The sequence below is a fragment of the Salinicola halimionae genome (assembly GCF_003206065.1).
Classification (GTDB): Bacteria; Pseudomonadota; Gammaproteobacteria; order Pseudomonadales; family Halomonadaceae; genus Salinicola; species Salinicola halimionae.
In genome coordinates this window covers 528,176-545,466 of sequence record NZ_PZJQ01000004.1, presented here as the reverse complement: position 1 = coordinate 545,466, position 17,291 = coordinate 528,176, and the positions used below count along the sequence as shown (strand labels likewise).

The 17,291-nt window shown below is 61.8% G+C and carries 13 protein-coding genes; 6 read left to right on the top strand and 7 right to left on the bottom strand.

Annotated elements, in window-relative coordinates:
- Nucleotides 1-4 precede the first annotated feature (4 nt).
- The 4 genes from DOM27_RS08400 to DOM27_RS08385 form a co-directional block, all read right to left on the bottom strand.
- Nucleotides 5-3,094, bottom strand: a complete 3,090-nt coding sequence (locus tag DOM27_RS08400) for a sarcosine oxidase subunit alpha family protein (RefSeq protein WP_110655582.1) — start codon at nt 3,092-3,094, stop codon at nt 5-7.
- On the bottom strand, nt 3,091-3,447 hold the full coding sequence (locus DOM27_RS08395) for a sarcosine oxidase subunit delta (protein WP_110655581.1): 357 nt from the start codon (nt 3,445-3,447) through the stop codon (nt 3,091-3,093). The genes DOM27_RS08400 and DOM27_RS08395 overlap by 4 nt, the downstream gene beginning before the upstream one ends.
- Before the next feature lie 12 nt (nt 3,448-3,459).
- Nucleotides 3,460-4,710: a sarcosine oxidase subunit beta family protein gene (locus DOM27_RS08390; protein ID WP_110656402.1), complete on the bottom strand. Its 1,251-nt coding sequence runs from the start codon at nt 4,708-4,710 to the stop codon at nt 3,460-3,462.
- Nucleotides 4,711-4,933: 223 nt separating this feature from the next.
- A complete protein-coding gene (locus tag DOM27_RS08385; protein WP_245392645.1) occupies nt 4,934-5,959 on the bottom strand; it encodes a substrate-binding domain-containing protein in 1,026 nt (341 codons plus the stop codon).
- Nucleotides 5,960-6,113: 154 nt separating this feature from the next.
- On the opposite strand from DOM27_RS08385, the gene DOM27_RS08380 reads away from it, so the two are divergent.
- The 5 genes from DOM27_RS08380 to DOM27_RS08360 all read left to right on the top strand — a co-directional run bounded on the left by DOM27_RS08380 (nt 6,114) and on the right by DOM27_RS08360 (nt 12,196).
- Nucleotides 6,114-7,100, top strand: coding sequence for a substrate-binding domain-containing protein (locus DOM27_RS08380; protein WP_110655579.1), 987 nt, complete (start codon nt 6,114-6,116; stop codon nt 7,098-7,100).
- A 72-nt stretch (nt 7,101-7,172) separates the two neighbouring features.
- Nucleotides 7,173-8,663: a sugar ABC transporter ATP-binding protein gene (locus tag DOM27_RS08375; protein ID WP_110655578.1), complete on the top strand. Its 1,491-nt coding sequence runs from the start codon at nt 7,173-7,175 to the stop codon at nt 8,661-8,663.
- Nucleotides 8,656-9,648: an ABC transporter permease gene (locus DOM27_RS08370; protein ID WP_110655577.1), complete on the top strand. Its 993-nt coding sequence runs from the start codon at nt 8,656-8,658 to the stop codon at nt 9,646-9,648. Before DOM27_RS08375 ends, DOM27_RS08370 begins: the two co-directional genes overlap by 8 nt.
- Nucleotides 9,645-10,628 carry an ABC transporter permease gene (locus DOM27_RS08365; RefSeq protein ID WP_110655576.1) on the top strand — a complete coding sequence of 328 codons (984 nt, stop codon included), beginning with the start codon at nt 9,645-9,647 and terminating at the stop codon, nt 10,626-10,628. Before DOM27_RS08370 ends, DOM27_RS08365 begins: the two co-directional genes overlap by 4 nt.
- 11 nt (nt 10,629-10,639) lie before the next feature.
- Nucleotides 10,640-12,196, top strand: coding sequence for an FGGY-family carbohydrate kinase (locus DOM27_RS08360; protein WP_110655575.1), 1,557 nt, complete (start codon nt 10,640-10,642; stop codon nt 12,194-12,196).
- A gap of 29 nt (nt 12,197-12,225) precedes the next feature.
- On the opposite strand, the gene DOM27_RS08355 is transcribed toward DOM27_RS08360, so the two are convergent.
- The 3 genes from DOM27_RS08355 to DOM27_RS08345 form a co-directional block, all read right to left on the bottom strand.
- A complete protein-coding gene (locus DOM27_RS08355) occupies nt 12,226-12,804 on the bottom strand; it encodes a DNA-3-methyladenine glycosylase I (RefSeq protein WP_110655574.1) in 579 nt (192 codons plus the stop codon).
- Between the two features lie 223 nt (nt 12,805-13,027).
- Nucleotides 13,028-14,221 (bottom strand): formaldehyde dehydrogenase, glutathione-independent, encoded by a 1,194-nt coding sequence (gene fdhA / locus DOM27_RS08350; protein ID WP_110655573.1) that lies wholly within the window; start codon nt 14,219-14,221, stop codon nt 13,028-13,030.
- A gap of 205 nt (nt 14,222-14,426) precedes the next feature.
- Nucleotides 14,427-15,527: an FAD-binding oxidoreductase gene (locus DOM27_RS08345; RefSeq protein ID WP_425353288.1), complete on the bottom strand. Its 1,101-nt coding sequence runs from the start codon at nt 15,525-15,527 to the stop codon at nt 14,427-14,429.
- 437 nt (nt 15,528-15,964) lie between these two features.
- Here DOM27_RS08345 and DOM27_RS08340 point away from each other — a divergent pair, with 437 nt between their 5' ends.
- Complete coding sequence (locus DOM27_RS08340) at nt 15,965-17,254, top strand: aromatic ring-hydroxylating oxygenase subunit alpha (RefSeq protein WP_110656401.1); 1,290 nt, start codon at nt 15,965-15,967, stop codon at nt 17,252-17,254.
- Nucleotides 17,255-17,291 lie beyond the last annotated feature (37 nt).

The window sequence follows — 17,291 nt, the reverse complement described above, 5'->3', positions numbered from 1 at the left end:
TCCCTCAAATATTCTGACGTTGCCCTTTCGGGTCATAGAAAATCGAGCCGACCACTTCGGCCACGTGGGTCACACCATCCGGCATCGGCAGATAGACTTTCTCGCCCAGACGCTTATGCCCGCCCTTGACCACAGCCAGCGCGAAGCCGTGCTCAAGCGTCGGGCTGTAGTAGCTGGAGGTCACATGGCCCACCATGCGCATCGGAATGGCCTGCTTGGGATCGAGGACGATCTGGGCGCCCTCTTCCAGTACCACGTTCGCTTCTAACGGCTTGAGGCCCACCAGTTGCTTGCGATCTTCGCGTCGGGTATCGGAACGCGTCAGTGCGCGCTTGCCGATCCACGAGTAGGGTTTGTTGTAGCCGACACACCAGTGCATGCCGAGATCTTCCGGCGTCATCGAGCCATCTGTATCCTGGCCGACGATGATGAAGCCTTTTTCGGCACGCAGCACGTGCATGGTCTCGGTACCATAAGGGGTCAGTCCGTACTTTTCGCCATGGTCGAACAGCGCCTCCCAGACCTGCATGGCATAGTTTGCCTGTACGTTGACCTCGAACGACAGTTCCCCGGTAAACGAGATCCGGTAGACCCGCGCGGGCACGCCGGCCACGATACCTTCCCGCCACTCCATGAACTTGAAGCTGTCGCGATCGAGATCGATGTCGGTCAGCTCGGAAAGCAGGTTTCTCGCCTCCGGTCCCGTCAGCGTCATCGTCGCCCAGTGATCGGTCACCGAGGTAAAGTAGACCTCAAGCTCAGGCCATTCGGTCTGGTGCCAGAGTTCCAGCCACTCGAGGATCGCCGCCGCGCCGCCGGTCGTGGTGGTCATCAGGAAATGATTGTCGGCGAGACAGGTGGTGACGCCATCGTCCATCACCATGCCGTCGTCCTTGCACATCAGCCCGTAGCGCGCTTTGCCCACCGCCAGCTTTTCCCAGCCGTTGGTGTAGATTCGGCCCAGGAATTCCCGCGCGTCCGGCCCCTGGATATCGATCTTGCCCAGGGTCGAGGCGTCGAGCACGCCGACTTTTTCGCGCACGGCCCGACATTCCCGTACGACGGCCTCGTGCATCGATTCGAGCTTGCCATCAGCGCGTTCGCGGCGTTTTTGTGGATAGTACCAGGGGCGTTTCCACTGACCGACGTCTTCGAATTTGGCCCCATGTTCAACGTGCCACTGGTGCATGGCGGTATAGCGTTCGGGGTCGAACAGCTCCCGGCAATGGCGGCCAACGATGGCGCCGAAATTGACCGGCGTGTAGTTGGGCCGGAATACCGTGGTCCCGGTCTGGGGAATGGTCTGACCCAGACATCGCGCGGTAATCGCCATGCCGTTGATATTGCCCAGCTTGCCCTGGTCGGTACCGAACCCCATCGCCGTGTAGCGTTTGACGTGCTCGATCGACTCGAAGCCCTCTTTCGTCGCCAGTTCGATCGCCGCGGCGGTGACGTCGTTCTGTAGATCGACGAACTGCTTGGGCGCGCGCATGGTCGGCTTGTCGTGGGGAACCTGGTACATCGCGACGGCCGCTCCTTCGCGGAAAGTCTCGACGATGGGAATCTGCACTTCCTCGGCATCGATACCGTCACTTGCGAGCGCTCGTTTGACCTGCGTCACAGCGCTTTCGAACACTCCCGCGGCCGCATAGACACCCGCCGCCGCACCGACCACGCCGAAGCCTTCGAATGCTGCAATCGTCTGCCCCGGCACGAAGCCGAGGATATCGTCGCGCCAAACCGGCCGCACGCCGGTGTGCGCGGCCAGATGCACCACCGGGCTGTATCCGCCGGACGTGGCGACGGTATCGCAGTTGAGCAACTCTACTTCACCGCTGACGCGGAACCCCTCGATGTCGATAGCGGCAACTCGCGCGCCGTTGACCCGGTGTCCCTTACGATCGCTGGTCGCCTCGACCACTGCACTACCGGATATAATCCTGATCCCGGCCGCTTTCGCCCGCTCGACCAGCTCGCCGTCGGGATTGGCGCGAGCATCGGCGACCGCGACAACCTCGCCACCAGCGTTCTGCCAGTCCAGCGCCGTCCGATAGGCGTAGTCATTGGTGGTGGAAAGCACCAACCGCTTGCCGGGCCGCACGGCATAACGCCGGATATACGTCGACAGCGCACCGGCCACCAGATTGCCCGGCACGTCATTGCCGGCGTAAACCAGCGGTCGCTCGTGAGCACCGCTTGCCAGCACCACGTGACGCGCCCGTATCCGGTGTAGACGCGAGCGCGGCTGCCGCCGTCCATCGAGTGTCGGCGCAGTATCGCCGAGGTGTTCGGTTCGCCGCTCGTGCAGCGTCACGAAGTTGTGATCGAAATAACCGTTGGCCGTGGTACGCGGCAGCAGCGTGACGTTTTCCAGCGCCGCCAGGCGCTCGACGGCATCAAGGGCCCAATCGAATGCGGCCATGCCGTCGATCGTCTCGGCGCTATCCAGTAGCGAGCCACCGAACACCGGCTGCTCGTCACACAGGATCACGCGGACGCCACTCGATGCGGCGGCCAGCGCCGCCATCAGCCCGGCCGGGCCGGCGCCGATCACCAGCACTTCGCAGTGGCGATTCATATGATCGTAGATGTCCGGATCGCTCTCGGTCGGCGCCCGACCCAGCCCGGCCGCCTTGCGGATATATTTCTCGTAGGTCAGCCACATCGACGCCGGGGCCTTGAAGGTCTTGTAGTAAAACCCGACCGGCATGAATGGTCCGCCCAGCTTGCCGATCAGTCCCATCATGTCGCGCTGAGCATCCGGCCAGCCGTTGGTGCTACGTGCGGTCAGCCCATCGAAGAGCGTTTGCTGCGTGGCTCGAACGTTGGGCACCTGAGCCGCCTCGCTCGAGCCCAGTTGAACGATAGCATTGGGCTCTTCCGCGCCAGCGGCGACGATGCCTCGGGGTCGCGAATACTTGAAGCTGCGATTGACCACGTCGACGCCGTTGGCGAGCAGCGCCGAGGCCAGCGTATCGCCGGCATAGCCCGGGTAAGACTTGCCATTGAAGATAAACGATAATGGCTTGTCGCAATCGATTTGGCTGCCGACTCCACTCTCCGATGCCAGGCGGAAGGATTGGGTAGAACTCATGACGGCACTCCCTGCATCGTCGCGGTTGAGGTGACTCCGCACTCGGCATCTCGCTCGGCAAGAATCATGGACTCAGCCGTCACGCTAGGCTGATCGCCCATGCGATAGGTCTCCAGGATCGCATAGCTGCGTGTATCCCGAGTGATGTTGAAGAACTTGCGACAGCCCACCGCATGGACCCACAGTTCGTGGTGCACGCCGCGAGGATTGTCGCGAAAGAAAAGGTATTCGCCCCAGGTATCGTCGGAAGTCGCCGTCGGGTCCGCCGGACGCGCAATGTGCGCCTGCCCCTTGGGATGAAATTCCTCCTCCTCGCGATACTCGGCGCAATAAGGGCAGTAGATATGAAACATCGCCAGTCTCCTTCAGTGGGCTACGCCCGCGGCGCCGTGTTCATCAATGAGCGCGCCGGTTCTGAATCGATCGATCGAGAACGGCGCGGCGATCGGATGCGCTTGCCCGTGGGCCAGCGTCCAGGCGAAGACATTGCCGGAGCCCGGAGTCGCCTTGAAGCCACCGGTCCCCCAGCCACAGTTGAAGAAAAGCCCCTGTACCGGCGTCTTGGAGATGATCGGGCAGGCATCCGGCGTGGTATCGACGATACCGCCCCACTGTCGATTCATGCGGACACGGGAGAACATCGGGAACATCTCGATGATCGCTTGCAACGTGTGCTCCACCACCGAAAAACTGCCGCGTTGACCATAGCCAAGGTAGCCGTCGATACCCGCGCCGATCACCAGATCGCCCTTGTCGGACTGGCTGATATAACCGTGCACATGATTGGACATGGTCACGGTGTTGAGAATCGGCTTGAGCGGTTCGGATACCAGCGCCTGTAGGGGGTGCGACTCTACCGGTAGCTGGAAACCCGCCATCTTCGCCAGCACGCCGGAGTTTCCCGCGGTGACGCAGCCCACCGTCCTGGCACCGATATCCCCCCGATTGGTATGGACACCTACGACCTTGCCATCGAGGATCTTGAAGCCCGTGACCTCGGTCTGCTGAAGCAGATCGACACCGCGTGCATCGGCGCCACGGGCGAACCCCCAAGCCACCGCATCGTGTCGCGCCACCCCGCCGCGCGGCTGCCACGACGCGCCGAGAATCGGATAGCGGGCACGCTCGGAGGTATCCAGCGCCGGCTCGATCTCCTTGATCTGAGCGGGCGTGACCACCTCGCCGTCGATGCCGTTGAGACGGTTGGCGTGGACGCGGCGTTGAATATCACGCATGTCCTGCAAGGTGTGGCCGAGGTTGAGCACACCACGCTGTGAGAACATCACGTTGTAGTTGAGGTCTTGCGAAAGCCCCTCCCACAGCTTCATCGAATGCTCGTAGAGTGCGGCGGACTCATCCCACAGATAGTTCGAGCGCACGATCGTGGTATTACGCGCCGTATTGCCACCGCCAAGCCAGCCTTTCTCGATCACCGCCACGTTGGTGATTCCGTGCTGCTTGGCGAGATAATAGGCGGTAGCCAGGCCGTGCCCACCGCCACCGACGATGATCACGTCATACTCTTTTTTCGGGGTCGGGTTACGCCAATGACGCTGCCAGTTCTCGTGATGACTGAGCGCGTGTTTGACCAGACTGAAACCGGAATAGCGTTGCATGAGCCCCTCTCTACGCCTCGGCGGACGGCGGTATCGATCATCGGATCGATGATTTTCCGCGATGTTATCGTCCGCCTTGGGGGGCATGATGCTCTGCGACGTCACGCTCAAGCGTGTTTGCGACATGACGATGCGATTTGCGACAGGGTCGACTGCTCCCTTTCGTTCGAGGGTCGGTACGGGCAGCAGCGCATGGACGAGAAGCGGATGACTATCCGGCCACTCAGGTCGCCGTGGGATCACCGATGATTTCCGGCATGACTTCCAGGCGTATCGTCGGGTCCTCGGGTGGGGTATCGATCCAGTCGAAAAGACGCGCAATCATCGTGGGAACGTCCTGGCGCATCATGATCAGTCTCGGATGAAAGGCCGCCGCCAGAGGGTCCCAGTCGAAGCAGCCCATGATGATGTCGTTCATGTCATGGTCACCTAGGCGCAGCCAGCGGACGATACCTTCCAGAGAGATCGTCGAGTTGACGAACATCGCGGCGGGCAGCCGGCCTTCACGACCGACGTAGGCCTCGAGCGCTGCCTGGGCCTTCTCGGCGGCGTAGTCGCAAGGGACGATATCCGTGGCCTCCGTGGTCAGCCCGCGCCCCTCACGGGCCTGGCGAAAGCCCTCGATACGTTCCCGGGTGTTGTGATCTTCAGCTCGCCCGCCGATGAATAGCACGCGCTCCCCATCGGTCTGCTTCTCCTCGAGACGGTCGAGCAGCGCATCGGTCAGACGGCGCGCCCCCTCGCGATTGGCAGATATCACCGAAGGCGCGGCCGTACCCGGCAAGTCGAGGTTAAGGCTGGCGATGCCCGCGCCGCCACACATCTCGGCGATGACGTCAGGATTCGTCGCACCGGTACAAATCAGATGTTCAACGCGATAGGCCAGCATCATCCGCGCCGCCTCGCGCTCCTGCGCCGGGTCGCGGTTGGTACAGGAAACAATGGTGAAAGCGCCTCTCCGTCGAGCCTCGGCTTCGAATACCTGGGCAATCGAACTGAAGTAGCGGTTGTCGTACAACGGCAGGATCATGCCGAGAATGCCGGAGCGGTCTCGTCTCAGCGCACGCGCCTGCATATTGGTCGAGTAACCCTCGCGCTCGGCCAGATCGAGAATTCGCTGAGCCAGCTTTCGACTGATTCGACGCCGCTGCCACGTTCCGTTAAGGACGGCGCTGACGGTACTCGGCGAGGATTTCGCCAATCTTGCAAGATCGTAAATCGTCAGCTTTCTGGATTGCTCGATCGACACTTGGGCCCTCCCCTTCGGTAGATCAAAAGTAGCATTGACCTGATCGATGCAGAAACGAATAGTTGCACAACCGATTGCGCATTCATAAGCGACTTTGGTGATAACCGCTGAACAAGGCTGCGCTGTCGGACCACCAACGACGGGGAACCCGATCATGAAACGCAATTTATATCTCGCCGCGACCGTTCTCGCGGGCATCGTCGGCAGTGCCGGCATGGCGCAGGCTCAAGACAAACCCACCATCGCGGTCGTGGCCAAGGTCGGCGGGATACCGTGGTTCAACGCTATGGAACAAGGCATCGAGGAGATGGGCGACGAGCTCGGCGTCGATGCCTACATGATCGGACCGACCAGCGCCGACCCCGCGCTGCAGGTGCGTGCCGTGGAAGATCTCATTGCCCGTGGCGTCAATGTCATCGGCGTGGTCCCCAACGATCGCGAGGTTCTCGAGCCGGTGCTCAAGAAAGCGCGCGACCAGGGCATCATCGTCCTCACCCATGAAAGTCCCGACTCCGAGAACATCGACTACGACTTCGAGATGATCTCCGCTCAGCAACTGGGTGAAGAGCACGCCAAGCTGCTCGCCGACACTACCGGCTGCGAAGGCTCCTATGCCGTCTACGTCGGCGGACTCAACGTTCCTGCCCACAACGCCTGGGCCGATGCCGCCATCGAATGGCTCGATCAGAACTGCCCGGACATGAAGCAGGCCGCCGACCGCTTCGGCGTTGCAGAGAGTGTCGACGACAGCCGCAACACGACATTGGACTTGATCCGCGCCCACCCGGATCTGGCCGGCATCATGTCTTTCGGCAGCCAGGGCACCATCGGTGCAGCACGAGCCGTCAAGGAGCGAGGTCTGGCCGGGGATATCCAGGTCATGGGCCTGTTCTCTCCCGGTCAGGGGCGGCGCCTGGTCCATGAGGGCGTCATCACTGGGGGCTTCCAGTGGAGCCCGCTGGAAGCCGGCAAGGCTTTCGTCGCGCTCGGCGACAGACTCTACGAAGGTGGCGAGATCACCGACGGCGACGATCTGCCGGTGCTGGGTAAAGTCCGTCTCGACGGTCATACCCTGTTCGCCTCCAAGCCGCTGGAGCTGAACGAGGAGACGGTCGACGAACTGGCCGAACTCGGTCTCTGAATCGATCCATGACCCATCGCCGCGCGATGTCCGCGCGGCCTTTCTTCATCTTGCCTTCCGGGAGAGACAGCGATGGATGACATCGCACTGCGGGCGGAGCGTGTCAGCAAGGTATTCGGCCAGAGTCGGGTACTCGATGACGTTTCCTTCGAGCTTCGTCGTGGCGAAGTGCTCTGCCTCGCCGGCGAGAACGGCTGCGGCAAGAGCACGCTGATCAAGATACTCAACGGGGTCTACACCCCGGAAGCGGGAGCGGCGTTCTCGTTCGGCAACGCCGACGCCGTAAGCCGCATCACCCCTCACGACGCCCGCGCGCTCGGGATCCATGTCATCTGGCAGGATCTGGCCCTGTTCCCGCACCTGAGCGTTGCCGAGAACATCGTCTTCGACGATTACGTGGCCAGCCCTTTCCGACCGCTCTCCCGACGAGCTGCCCGCCACGAGGCGCGAGAGGTGATCGAACGACTCGGGGTTCCCCTCGACCCCGATGCCCGGGTCGAGGATCTCTCCATCGCACGACGTCAGTTGGTGGCGATCTGCCGGGTCCTGCGCGCCGGTGCTCGAATCGTTTTCATGGACGAGCCCACTGCCTCGCTGACACGCAACGAAGTGCAGACCCTGCTCGAAATCACCCGCTCGCTCTCCGCGCAGGGAATCTCCATCGTCTTCGTCAGTCATCGCCTGGCGGAGGTCCTGGCCGTCTGTCAGCGAGTGACCGTACTTCGCAATGGCGCCCTGGTCGGGACCTATCCGACCGAGGGCATGACTCAGACCCGGCTGTCACAATTGATGACCGGCCGTGAACTGACGCTCACCCCACGTCATGCCGCCTGCTCGGGCGAGCCCGTGCTCGAACTGCGCCATCTGAGTCGTACCGGCGAGTTCGAAGACGTCTCGCTGACGCTGCATCGCGGCGAGATACTGGGCCTTACCGGGCTACTGGGCGCAGGACGCACCGAACTCGCCCACGTGCTATTCGGCATGAATCGCCCCACCACTGGGGAGCTACGCAAGAACGGCAAGCCGCTGAAAATGCGCTCCAACCGGGACGCCATTCGCAACGGCATCGCCTACGTCTCCGAGGACCGCCTGCATCTGGGACTGGTCCAGAACCAATCGATCAACATGAATACCGCCGTAACGGTACTGGACGAACTGGAACAACCTCGGGGCTTTCTCGCTCCGCGACGCCTTCGCGAGCTGACCGCCGAGTGGATTCGGCGTCTCGGCACCAAGGTCAGCGACGCCGAACTCGCGGTTTCTTCTCTCTCCGGGGGCAACCAGCAGCGGATCGTGTTGGCCAAGTGGCTGGCGACCAAGCCCGATGTGCTGATTCTCGACTGTCCCACGGTGGGCGTCGACGTGGGAGCCAAGGCGGGCATCTTCGAGATCATTCGCCAGCTCGCCGACGAGGGCATGTCGATCATTCTCATTTCGGACGAGGCCGGCGAGATTTGGATGAATTCGGACCGCGTCGTGGTGCTCAAGGCGGGCCGAGTCAGCCGGGAGCTCGCGCCGAACGCCACCACCGAGGCATCGCTCGAGGAGATCATCAATGCGTAAACTGCACCTCGGCACCGAGGGCGTGCTGGCGGCGATCATCGTCGCACTCTGCCTGGTTCTCGGTTTGACCACGGATACCTTTCTGACGACGCAGAACCTGTTTGACCTGCTCAACAACCAATCCGTGAACATGATCTTCGCCGCCGGGCTGGTGGTGGTACTCATCGCCGGCGGCATCGACATCTCGTTCGCAGTGGCGGCGTCGGTGGTGCAGTACGTGGTCATGACGCTACTGATGGACCACATGGGCGGCGGCAACTGGTTGCTTGGCATCGTCCTGTCGATGGCCGTGGGCAGCCTACTCGGCCTGGTCAACGCCTTCCTGATTCATCGTTTCCGCATCGTTTCGATCATCGTCACCATCGGCACCTTCAATCTCTACTTCGGCCTGCTGATGGTCTTCACCGGCGGCGTGTCGATCTACGATGTCCCCGACTGGCTCTACTATTCGGTTCCGCTGATCGACCTGCCTGCCTCACGAGGCAGCGCGACGCTCTATCTCCCCGTGGCGGTGATGGTCGTGATGAGCCTCGCTACCGGATTCATCCTCACCCGCACCGGGTTCGGCCGTGCCATTTACGGTTTCGGCTCCAGCCCGGAGGCCGCCAGGCGCTCGGGAGTGCGGGTGGGGATGATCCACGCCTTCGCCTATGGCTGGCTGGGTCTCTGCGCCGGCGTCGCCGGGCTGATGCAGGCCCACATCGTGCAGGAGGTGGTGCCCAACGCACTGATCGGCCAGGAACTGCCGATTCTCGCGGCCGTGGTCCTCGGTGGCGCGACGCTCGGTGGGGGGCGGGGCTCGGTGACCGGTGCGCTTCTCGGCGTGCTGCTGCTGGCAGTGGTACAGAACGGGCTCAATCTGCTCGGCGTGACGCCCTATGCCTTCCGCATGATCGTCGGCTTCATCATTCTCGCGGCGATCACCTGCAGCAATCTCGACAAGCTGCTGCCCCGTCGCACGATTTCCCAGGAGGCACGCTCATGAGTTCCGCATCAGCCCCCCGTCACGCCTTCCGTCTCGGCGCCGACACGCTCGAGATCGGGATCATGGCGCTGCTGCTCGTGGCGAGCTTCTCATTCTTCGCGCTGATGGCACCCGGCTTTCTGAGCGCGGTCAACGTTCGCTCGATGGCCGTGCAGCTACCTGAACTCGGTCTTCTTTCCCTGGCCATGCTCGTGCCGATCATCTCCGGCGGTCTGAACCTCGCGGTGACCTTCACCGCCAATATCGCGGGACTGACCACGGCCTGGCTGGTGCAAAACGCCCTCGGTGACGCTGGCGTGATCGGCATCGTCGCGGGTATCGGGGCCGGTCTCGGCGTCGGCAGCGCGGCCGGATTCCTGATCGGCGTCATCGTCGCGCGGGTCGGCGCCCATCCGATTCTGGTCTCGCTGGGCGCGATGATCTTCCTCCAGGGGCTTGGCGAATTCCTGACCCGTGGCGGCGGCATCTCCGGTATGCCGGCCGGCTTTCAGTGGCTCGGCAGCGGCACTCTGATCGGCATCCCCATCCCGATGTTGATCTTCCTGATGTCCGCCGGCGGGCTCGCCTACTTCATGCAGTTCACGCGCACCGGCTTCTCGATCCATATGATCGGCTCCAACCTGCGTGCCACCGAGTACTCGGGTATCGATGTGCGCCGCGTGCTGATCGTGCTCTACACCCTCTCCGGGTTGCTGGCCGCGATCGCCGGCATGGTGATGCTGGCGCGTTTCAATTCCGTCCGCGTGGGCCATGGCGAGAGTTACCTGCTGATCACGGTATTAGCCTGTTTCCTCGCCGGCGCCAATCCGTTCGGCGGCTTCGGACGCGTGCTGCCGCTGGTGCTGGGTCTGATGAGCCTCCAGGTAATCGCCTCGGGCATGAATCTGATGGGCGCCAGCCAGCATCTCGCCACCGCCGTCTGGGGCGCGTTCCTGATCGTCGTGATGACGCTGCGCATGCCCTTTCTCAAACGTTCTTGAACAGGCCGACCATGACCAATACACATTATTCATTGGGCGTCGACATCGGCACCGGCAGCGCTCGCGTCGGAGTCTTCGACGACCGCGGCAGTCTAGTGGGCGAGGCGAAGGCGCCGATCGCCATTCACCGTCCTCTCGAACACCACGTCGAACAGAGCACCACCGATATCTGGCGGGCGATCTGCGACGCCACTCGTCGCGCCGTGGCCAAGGCGGATATCGACCCGGTTCAGGTCAAAAGCATGTCGGTCAGCGCGACCTGTTCACTGGCGCTACTTGACCGTCAGCATGAGCCATTGGCGCTATCGCCTGGCGACGAGCCCTGGAACATTATCGTCTGGATGGATCATCGAGCGACGGCCGAGGCGGAGATCTGTACCGCGACCCAGGCCACACCACTGGCCAATCTCGGCGGGGTGATGTCGCCGGAGATGCAGATGCCCAAGCTGATGTGGCTCAAGCGCAACCGACCGGAACTCTACGACAGCATCGGTTACGCCGGTGACCTCGGCGACTGGCTGGGCTATCACTGCACCGGCATCGATCGCCGCTCGGTCTGCACCCTGGCCTGTAAATGGACCTTCGATCCACGCCCGAATCGTGGCTGGGATCGGGGATTCCTCGCGCAGATCGATATGGAGGACGTGCTCGAGCGCGCCGCGCTCACCGATCGAGCCGCTGCCGTGGGCGAGCCGCTAGGAAAATTGAGCGAGACAGCTGCGGCCGACCTCGGGCTGACCACTGACTGTCTTTTCGCAGTGGGCATGATAGACGCCTACGCTGGCGCCATGGGCACGCTGGGGCGTAGCCTCGACGAACACTCGGCCCATCGATTGGCGGTCATTGCCGGCACCTCCACCTGCCATATCGGTGCCCAACCGGATCGCCGTGAAGTTCCCGGGGTTTGGGGGCCCTACCCCGACGTCCTTTGCGACGGATTCGTCGCCAATGAGGGCGGCCAGAGTCTGACCGGCGCCCTGCTGGACCACATCGTCGCTCTGTTCAGCGCGGGCAGTGAGTTCGGCGACGATCCGCACGGGGCGCTCTCGGAACTACTACTGGCACGACTCAAAGAAGGCGACCCGGCACCGGGCCTACACGTTCGTCCAGATTTCATCGGCAATCGTTCGCCACTGGCTGACCCCGACATTCGCGGCGCCATCGTGGGACTCACGCTGGAACCGCCGCGGGAGACCTTGATCAAGGTGTACTGGGCCACGGCAACGGCACTGGTCTATGGCACTCGCGCCATCGTCGAGCGCATGAACGCTAACGGCTACGCCATCGACACGCTCCACCTCAGTGGTGGCCACAATCGTTCGCCATTGCTACGCAAACTCTACGCCGATGGCACCGGCTGCCGCGTGATACTGTCAGAAGCACCGGAGCCCGTGCTGCTAGGCGCCGCCGTGGCCGCCATGGCATCGCAGCGGGACGGGGATCTGCTGGCCGTAGCCCGTGAACTCGTGCCTGACGAAGGCATACTCGAGCCCGACCCGGCAACGAGGGAGATGCACGAAACTCGCTATGTCGCGTTTCGCAATCTGTTCGACGGACGCCTGGACTGAACGTGATGCAAGGCCTCGGTGCTCAACGATCACTCCATCGCCGCCACGGGCTTGCGGCGGTGACATGACTCGTCATGGTCGTTGACCATGCCGACGGCTTCCATCCAGGCATAGACGATCACTGGCCCCACGAACTTGAAGCCGCGCTTTTTGAGCGTCTTGGAAATTTCCAGCGATAGCGGCGTCTGCGTAGGAACGGGGCCGTCGTTTTCGAAAGAATGTTGGATCGGCCGGCCGCCGACCATGCCCCACAGGAATTCGGAGAAGTCTTCGCCGTTGTCCCGCATGGCGAGGTAAGCACGCGCGTTGCCGATCGTCGCCTCGATCTTGGATCGCGAGCGTATGATGCCGGCATTTCCCATCAGACGCTCGATGTCATGCTCGTCGTATCGAGCGATCCTTTCGGGATCGAACTCATCGAAAGCGTCACGGAAGGCGTCGCGCTTCTTGAGGATGGTCAGCCAGGAGAGTCCCGCCTGAAAGCCATCCAGAATCAGCTTTTCCCATAGCGCGCGACTGTCGTACTCGGGTACGCCCCACTCGTCGTCGTGATACTCGGCATTCAGCGGATGGGTCTGCGCCCAGCGGCAGCGAATCGGTTCGGTCATGGTCGGCTCTCGTCGCGTTCTTGTTGCATCATCATGTCGATGACCGATTCTGCCGACAATCGCGTGCGCAGCCAATCGCTTATGCAGCCAAAAGAAAAAAAGCGGGCAGCGCTCGAAAGCGCCGTCCGTTGTTTTGATGGTGTCCGGAAGCCGGCTTGTGGCGGTTTCCTAGCGCGCCCCAAAGCCGGCGCTGGCTACCTCTCCTTGCGGCCCGAAAATGACGCTATCCCAGCGTGCCGTGTGGATCGATCACGAATTTCTGTGCTGCACCGCCATCGAAGGCAGCGTAACCCTGTGGGGCCTCGTCCAGTGCAATGGTCTGGACGTTCACCGCGCGGCCGATCTGTACCTTGTCGTGGAGAATCGCCTGCATGAGCTGTCGCTGATAACGCATGGCGGGCGTCTGGCCGGTATGGAACGACATCGCCTTGGCCCAGCCGAGACCGAACTTCATCGAGATATTGCCGTGCTTGGCGTCTTCGCTCTCGGCGCCAGGGTCCTCTGTCACGTAGAGCCCGGGAATGCCGACCCGCCCCCCGGCCTGAGTAATCTCCATGGTGGCATTGAGCACCGTGGCCGGCTGCTCATGGGCATGATTGTGGCCATGGCAGTTGGCCTCGAACCCCACCGCATCCACCGCGGCGTCGACTTCCGGCACGCCCAGCACCGACTCGATCAGTTCCGACATACTGGCGTCCTGCTTGAGATCCAGCCCCTCGCAGCCAAAACTGCGTGCCTGCTCGAGGCGCTTGTCGTTCATGTCACCGACGATCACGCAGGCCGCACCCAACAGTTGGGCGGAGACCGCCGCCGCCAGCCCTACCGGACCCGCACCAGCGATGTAGACCGTCGAACCCGGCTGCACACCTGCCGTCACGCAACCATGGAAACCGGTGGGGAAGATATCCGAGAGCATCGTGAGATCGAGAATCTTCTCCATCGCCTGCGCTTTGTCGGGGAAGACCAGCAGCTGGAAGTCGGCATAGGGCACCATCACGTATTCGGCCTGTCCGCCGACCCAACCGCCCATGTCGACGTAGCCGTAGGCACCGCCAGGGCGATCGCCGTTGACGTTGAGGCAGATGTGAGTATCGCCGCGTCGGCAGTTACGGCAACGCCCGCAGGCGACGTTGAACGGCACCGAGACGATATCGCCCTGTTTGATGAATTCGACGTCACGGCCACATTCGATCACCTCACCGGTGATCTCGTGGCCCAGCACCAACCCTTCGGGCGCCGTGGTGCGGCCACGGACCATATGCTGGTCGCTACCACAGATATTGGTCGTCAGAACCTTGAGGATGACGCCGTGATGACACTGGCGGCTTCCCAATGCCAGCTCGGGAAAGGGAATGCTCTCGACGGCAACCTTGCCGGCGCCGCGAAAGACGACGCCGCGATTGGCGGTTGAAGACATGGCGTAAACTCCAGTTGGCGTGATCATGGGCGCCTTCGACTCTCATCGATGGCACCCGAACAGCGTAGGATTGTCAGTGGTGGCAGGACTTGTCCTTCGACGCCTTCCCGTGATGCCTTGGCGACAGCGACGCGGTCCATAGGTCGTAGCCCGATATCGAACCGCCCCGCCGATCCACGTTTCGCAACGTCGACGTTCATCAGCCCTAGAAGTCGATGACGACTTTCCCCCGCGGCTTCGAGCAGCAGGAGAGGATGAAGCCTTCGGCCTCGTCTTCCTCGGTGATACCGCCGTTGTGTTCCATCTCGACCTCGCCTTCGAGCTTCATCACCCGACAGGTGCCACAAATCCCCATGCCGCAGGCCTTGGGGATATGCAGCCCGAGTTTGGCCGCTGCCGAGTGAATGGTGTCGTTCTCGCTGACGCGAATGCTCTTGCCGCTGCCGGTAAATTCGACAGGGACCAGATCGGCGGTATCCACCTCTTCGGCATCGGCTTCCGCCTGTTCGGCGAGTTCCAGCACGTCTTCCTGAACGCTCAGTGGCGTCGCCCCGAAAGACTCCTGGTGATAGCGCGACATGTCGAATCCATCTTCCTGCAGGACCTGACATACCGCGTTCATGAACGGCGCGGGGCCACAGCAGAATACCTCTCGATCCAGATAGTCTGCTGCCATCAGCATCAGCATCTGACGTGTCAGGTAACCGCGGAATCCCGACCAGGCTTGGCTGAGCTCATCGCTGCGTTCGCAGACGATATGTAGTCGGAACTCCGGCAACCGCGAGAACATGTGCACCAGCTCACGGTGATAGATGATGTCGTTGGGCGCCTGGGCGCAATGGATGAACTCCAGGTCGACGGCAGCGTTGGTATCGAAAAACCAGCGCGTCATCGACATCAACGGCGTGATACCGACGCCGCCCGACAGCATCAGTACCTTTTCCGCCGGGTGGTCGATAACGTTGAAATCGCCCACCGGCCCGTGGACCACCATCGGCTCACCGACCTTGAGATTGTCATGAAGCCAGTTGGAGACCCAGCCGCCGGGCAACCGCTTGACGGTAATCGAGAAGCTGTAGGGAATCGACGGCGAACTGGAGATCGTATAGGAGCGCATCACGGGCTGGCCGGCGATCTCCAGCTCCAGAGTGACGAACTGCCCCGGTTTGAAGAAGAACATCAGCGGCTGATCGGCCATGAAACAGAACGTTCGGACGTTCCAGGTCTCTTGAATGACCTTGACGCATCGCACCTGATGCCGACCATTGGTCCAGGTTTGCGTATTGACCGGATTGAAGAATTGCATCGCCACCGCGCTCGATCAGGGGGAAATGGCTTGGCGAGATAACACCGACCCGCAACGACATTTCCAGTGAATGACCCTCATGAGCGGATTCTGGGCACGCCAGCGGTCGCCGACTTGCCCGTTAACGACACGGGCATGCCAACCACACCCAAATCGATCAAAACCTGGCCAAGCGCGCATCTGATTATCCGCCATGGCAAACCATGTTTTGCGTAGGCACCGCACGCCGATTCGATATGCGGCGTCAGCTATTTGTATCGTCGGTCGTCCTCAACTCGACGAATGTCGCAGATGGACAATTTAACGGGAAGCACCTGAGCGACACTTCGCCGCAGGACGGCCGCAAGGATGCAATCACCGCCACTGCCACACGTCATTTATCCGATCGTTTTCGCCAAGATGCGGAAACGACGCTATACCCTGATGAGGATGCGTTCATGTCACCACTTCCACGCGATAGCCTGGAGGACTCACTTGCCGGTACCCGTCAAGCCGTGGCCGACATGCTGGACCAGCGCGACCCAACGTTCTCGCTGCCGCAGCCGTTCTACAACGATCCGCGCCTGTTCGCGCTGGAAATGCAGGAAGTGTTCGAGAAACAGTGGTTATTCGCCGGCATGAGCTGCGAGATTCCCGCCAAGGGCAACTTCGTCAAGCTCGAGATCGACAGCAATTCGATCATCGTGGTACGCGGCGCCGAGAATCGCATTCAGGCGTTTCATAACGTCTGCCGCCATCGCGGTTCGCGACTGTGCCTGAAGGACAAGGGCAAGGTCGCCAAGCTGGTTTGCCCCTACCATCAATGGACCTACGAACTGGATGGCCGGCTGCTGTTCGCCGGCAGCGACATGGGCACCGATTTCGATATGAGCGCCTACGGCCTCAAGCCGGTGGCGGTAAAGAGCGCGGGGGGATTCGTGTTCATCAATCTGAGCGACGAGCCGGAGCCGATCGACGACTTCCTCGTCTCGCTAGAGCATTACCTTTCGCCCTACGAGATGGACAACGTCAAGGTGGCGGTGGAATCGAATATCGTCGAGCGCGCCAACTGGAAGCTGGTCATCGAGAACAATCGCGAATGCTATCACTGCAACGGTGCGCATCCGGAACTGCTCAACTCATTGATCGAGTTCGACGACACCGACGATCCGCGCTCCACCGGCGAATATCGCGATCTGGTCGCCCGCAAGCAGGCCGACTGGACTGCCTGCGAGGTCCCGTGGCAACTGGCACGCTTCGGCAAGCGTAACCGCCTCACCCGCACGCCATTGATCGACGGTATCGTCTCGATGACCATGGATGGCAAACCGGGCTGCAACAAGCTGATGGGCCATATGCCCAACGCGGACATGGGCTCGCTGCGTATCCTGCATCTGCCCAATTCATGGAACCATTTCATGGGCGACCACGCCGTCGTCTTTAGGGTACTGCCGCTGGGCCCGCAGGAAACGCTGGTCACCACCAAATGGCTGGTTCACAAGGATGCCGTCGAAGGCGTCGATTATGACCCCGAACGCCTGCGCCAGGTCTGGGACGCTACCAATGATCAGGACCGCCGTCTGGCTGAGGAGAATCAACTCGGTATCAACTCGCTGGCCTACCAGCCCGGCCCCTATTCGAAGACCTACGAGTTCGGCGTCATCGACTTCGTAAACTGGTACAGCGAAACGCTGCGCGCCAATCTGGGAGTCGAAACTCCGGCCACGCTGCAAGTCGCCAAGCGGTAAGTTTTACCCACCCCATCAAAAAGGCGCCCTTGCCGGG